General features: G+C 37.6%; 3 protein-coding genes. All 3 read right to left on the minus strand.

The window, feature by feature from the left end; genetic code table 11:
• Nucleotides 1-260: 260 nt before the first annotated feature.
• The 3 genes from JCM17102_RS20640 to JCM17102_RS20655 all read right to left on the minus strand — a co-directional run bounded on the left by JCM17102_RS20640 (nucleotide 261) and on the right by JCM17102_RS20655 (nucleotide 3789).
• Nucleotides 261-878: a helix-turn-helix domain-containing protein gene (locus JCM17102_RS20640; protein ID WP_025076527.1), complete on the minus strand. Its 618-nt coding sequence runs from the start codon at nucleotides 876-878 to the stop codon at nucleotides 261-263.
• A gap of 561 nt (nucleotides 879-1439) precedes the next feature.
• Nucleotides 1440-3248 carry a DEAD/DEAH box helicase family protein gene (locus JCM17102_RS20650; RefSeq protein WP_025076528.1) on the minus strand — a complete coding sequence of 603 codons (1809 nt, stop codon included), beginning with the start codon at nucleotides 3246-3248 and terminating at the stop codon, nucleotides 1440-1442.
• Between the two features lie 58 nt (nucleotides 3249-3306).
• Nucleotides 3307-3789 (minus strand): hypothetical protein, encoded by a 483-nt coding sequence (locus tag JCM17102_RS20655; RefSeq protein ID WP_025076529.1) that lies wholly within the window; start codon nucleotides 3787-3789, stop codon nucleotides 3307-3309.
• Nucleotides 3790-4291: the final 502 nt, after the last annotated feature.

The raw sequence follows: 4291 nt of genomic DNA on the forward strand, positions 1-4291 counted from the left end.
GATTGAATGGGGAGGGGGCTTTTTATATGAAGTACCTTATATGTCTGTTTTCTTGACTTTTAGCTAAACTGTATATAGGTGATTCTTTAGTCAGATAGTCTTTTTAATGTCATTAGCTGTATGTGGTATATTATAAAGTATGTGCTATATAACTCTTCCTAACGTGGAAATATTCAGGAAATCGGAATCGGGGAAAATGTACGGCTGTGGTTCTGCGCCAAAATAAAAGCCGCAAGGGTCACTTACGGCTTGGCGATATATTAAACAACGTAACCTCTTGCAAGGTCTTCATCGGTGATTATTTCGGGATATACATTTTTGATTATAGCTAATTGACTTTCAGAAGTTTTCAGAAATATATCCTCTCTAAGCAGGTGTATTCCTTTCTTATTTCTCTTTACATAGCCTTTCTCTTCGGCTTCATTAATGTATTTCGATATTGTGCCTTTGGATAAGCCAAGTTCTTCCGCTAATCTGTTTTGGCTGTAAAGAGTAGTGTTGGTTCCGTTCAAGCATTTGCATTTCAGCAGGATAAGAAAGCCTTTCAGTTCCTTGCTTATCGGTTCGTCATATAGCTTATTAGTTATGAGAACATAATGTTCTGTATCTAATTGGTAACTGCATCTGTTAAATTTTCCATATTGTCCGTAAATATCGGACTTGTCTATGCTTATCAATCCGAGGGATTCAAACTTGTGCAGCCATTCCCTTATCTGGTCTGTCTTTTTAATTCCGTAGATATTAGTCAGGTTATCTTGTTTGATATATGATTCCATCGTATAGCAATCGGAGCATAGAGCCAAGCAATAGAACAGATATGTTTCCAACAGACTAAGTTTTCCTGCGATATTAGATGTTATCTTTCTGTATGAGGTCATTAGCAACCGTATGTTTATAGTTAGTAAAATAAATATCTCCTTTCCTTACCAATCTTCTGTAATGGTGGTTTCCGAAGTAGCTTTTCGCTTCTTTCTGATTCGTGAATGTCTTTTTTGTAGGTAAATAGATAATCATAGGCAATTGAATATAAGATTTTGAGAATTAACCAATCTGTCCCGATTTGAAAAATCGGGTAGGTAGGTGTTTATATATAGGTATTTATAAGCGACCCACCTAAGATGAACACTCCGCACCCCCTAAAATGAACACCTCTTTTGGGAGAATCAGAATCGGATTTTGAGGATGGTATTTTTTTGAGGTTGGATTTCTGTATTTTCAGATATGCTATCTTACTTATAGCATTAAAAAGTTCCAAGTAAAATCGGTGCAATCATCAGTCAGTGAGAAAACAATCCGTTTTTGGCGATTATAGGAGAGATACGGTTTGCATCTGTCCTATAATCTTGTATAAATGAGAGATGGCTTTCTGTATATGCAGGTGCAGGTACTTTTTTTTAGCAGGGTATATATAGGAATTTCTTCATAAAAAAGGTACTCGCCTATATGCCTTTCCGCATAGTCAGTTGATAACCTTTTGTATTTTTCCGTTTCTTTTCCACCGCATGAAAAAAATCAAGAATAGTATGTGATGTTACCGCTTTCTTTGGCTCAATACCGAACAGATTGAATATTCTGTTGATTTCTTCCTTTATGAATTTTCGGGAATACCATTTGCCCGCTTCAAAAGAGTTGTATATCATCAGTGAGACTTCCGTTCCCGTAATTTTGGTATGGTAGTCCGTAATAATCATTGCTTCCTTGATTTTCTTGCGGTTATATTTCAGCCGTTCTATTTCTCCCTTGCCTATTTTGTCGTATGCTTCCACAATAAAACTGTCCGCTTTCTCCAAGTCCCTTTTGAACTGGTATTCCATTTCCGTTTGGCACTCACCAAGCAATTCAAGCTGTTGCACCATTATTTTGCGTTTCTCTTTAATTGAGATTGATTTATTGGTACGCTGCAATTTTTCATAATCACCGAGCTTATAATCCAAGAAACTATAATGATTGATTGTAAAAGCGTCGCAATTCTTGTATGCTTCATACAGATTATCGGGACAATTATAATATCCTTTCACCAATTCAGTATTGATGTAGTTGTCTATCTTGAAATATCTGGTTCTTCCTTTCTCGTCCAGCATCTCCGCATAGGGCAGACTGACAAGAACAGCACTGTATGCGTCTTTTGCGGAAAGGGTGGTCGCATAGTCATAATGGTTCTGTAACATATCGTACACGTCTTTCCAACATGAGATGCGTCCTTTCAGTTCCTCCTTGCTTCTCACCATGAAATTGCGGTTGGTATTGCTGATATGGTGAATGGAGGACACACCATTTCTGAATCTTCCCACGCATTGAATCGTGTCCGTATTCGGGTCGAATGCGGTATAGTCCGCAAAATAACAGTCTGTCAGTAATAATATGGTAGGCTTCTCTTCAAGTTCAATATCCACCGCATTATAAAAACGTGAGGTGAGCCAGTTGTAACACTTCATTATGTCCTTGTCCCATATATCGGAAACATTGTCAAACTTCAAGCCTTTCAACTTTTCCACACTCTTTTCGGAACAGAATACTGCGGATTCGTCCAACAAGCCAAGTTGCTGCATCAGTGAATGGATGGTATCTGTAGAATTACAGAATATGAAGCAATTGCCTTTCAGACCTGCGAACACTTCTTTTACTGCCTGCAACAGATTGTTGGTAGCATGGAGATTAATGTTTTTTACATAGTCGAATGTGGGTTTGATGGTAATGGTCTGAAATTTCTGCTGTTCAAAACGTGGGTCTGTAAACTCTATGGGAGTGGCAGATACCAATGCCTTGTTTTCACATTCAAAAAACAAGTCCATAGGCAGTGCTATGTCGGGACGGAAACCTGAATCTTTGACTATCTTATGGCACTCATCGAATAATAGAAAGCTGTTATAGCGTATATCCATATCCATTTCTTCAAACGCTTCCTGCACCTTGTGGAAACTTTCGGGAGTAGTTAGAATCTTAAAATGTTTGTTCTGTTTAATGCTTCGTTCTATATATGCCATTATATTGTCAGCATATACACCTTCATAAACTCCGAACAAGTTGTCGTCTTTGTGTTTCGGGTCTTTGCATTTTCCACTGATAACAGGCTTATTCGGTTCGATAATGATTGAATTGCGGTTTGCTTTCAATTCTCCATAAGTAGCACCAAGTCCCGTAAGTTTCTTATATAATATGGTGTTGGTGGGTATTTCGGGCAGTATCTCTGTCAAGTATTGGATTTTGCCATTTGCTTTCTTGCTGGCTGTTATTTCTTTGTTCTTCATCTTTTTTATATTAAATGGTTTGAAAACAAGGGGGAGTTTCCCCCTTGTAATTAGTTGGTTAGATAATCTGTTTGTTTTCACGTAAATAACTCAATGTTTCTTCCGTTCGTTTTATTCTGAACATTATCTTTCCTTTGAAGCAAGGAAGAATCGCACTGATATAGTCAGGATGTTCTCTGAACAACGGGACATATTGGATTGTCTTGCCTGCTTCAACCATCATTGTCAGTATTTTAAACTGAAAGTCCTCGTTCTCATTCAACGTGTCCGCTTCTTTCGGGTTTGTATCGAAGTCTATCTCTTTACCTTTGAACAAGTAGTCCAACAAGCCTTGATAGGATACGCTTTTCAGTTGGTATTTGAATCCTGCCACGTGAGCGGATTCTATCCATGCACAAGGTATATTGTCCTTACTTCCGTAGAACTTCACTGTCAGTTGTTCCTTACGCTTCATCATTTCCTGCAAGGTGTTGTATGCGCCTTGGTTATCATACTCTTTTACTGCACTTTCAGCATTAATGGAATAATTAAAATTAGCCATAAAAATTAATACTTTAAATATAAAACATGTTGATTAATGCAATCATTGACTTTGGCGCCTTACTGTCTTTGATTGTTGTTTTCAAAATTCAGAGATTTGTTTACTTGGTTATCGGTAATGACCTTAATTCTCCCTTACTATTCTTCGGAGTGAACTTCCTTAATATGCTGAATGGAATGAATCATTTCCGTTTAACTTTTCAATGTCCTCTCGTCCTTTTGACGTTGCAAAATTAGGCAGGAATTTAGGGGTGGCAAAGGAATCTACCGAATGCCCATGTGTGTAGAAAACGTGCCCATTCCAGTACGCAAAAAAAATGCGTACCGAAAAGAATAAGCCTTTCAGTACGCATTTCTGCTATGTTTTTATGTATGTTGTTTATGAAACTACCATGTAGTTATTAGCTATAACAGACGGAAATTTTTCGTTCTTGTATCTTCTAAGGAGATTGGATAACATTCTGTTCTTGTTGCCCTCCGAATCGTATTCTTCATTATATCTT

Source organism: Bacteroides faecichinchillae JCM 17102 (assembly GCF_000614145.1).
Taxonomy (GTDB): Bacteria; Bacteroidota; Bacteroidia; order Bacteroidales; family Bacteroidaceae; genus Bacteroides; species Bacteroides faecichinchillae.

Coding starts and splice junctions, on each gene's coding strand:
- JCM17102_RS20650 (WP_025076528.1), bottom strand. CDS start 3,248: ATGAAGAACAAAGAAATAACAGCCAGCAAGAAAGCAAATGGCAAAATC.
- JCM17102_RS20640 (WP_025076527.1), bottom strand. CDS start 878: ATGACCTCATACAGAAAGATAACATCTAATATCGCAGGAAAACTTAGT.
- JCM17102_RS20655 (WP_025076529.1), bottom strand. CDS start 3,789: ATGGCTAATTTTAATTATTCCATTAATGCTGAAAGTGCAGTAAAAGAG.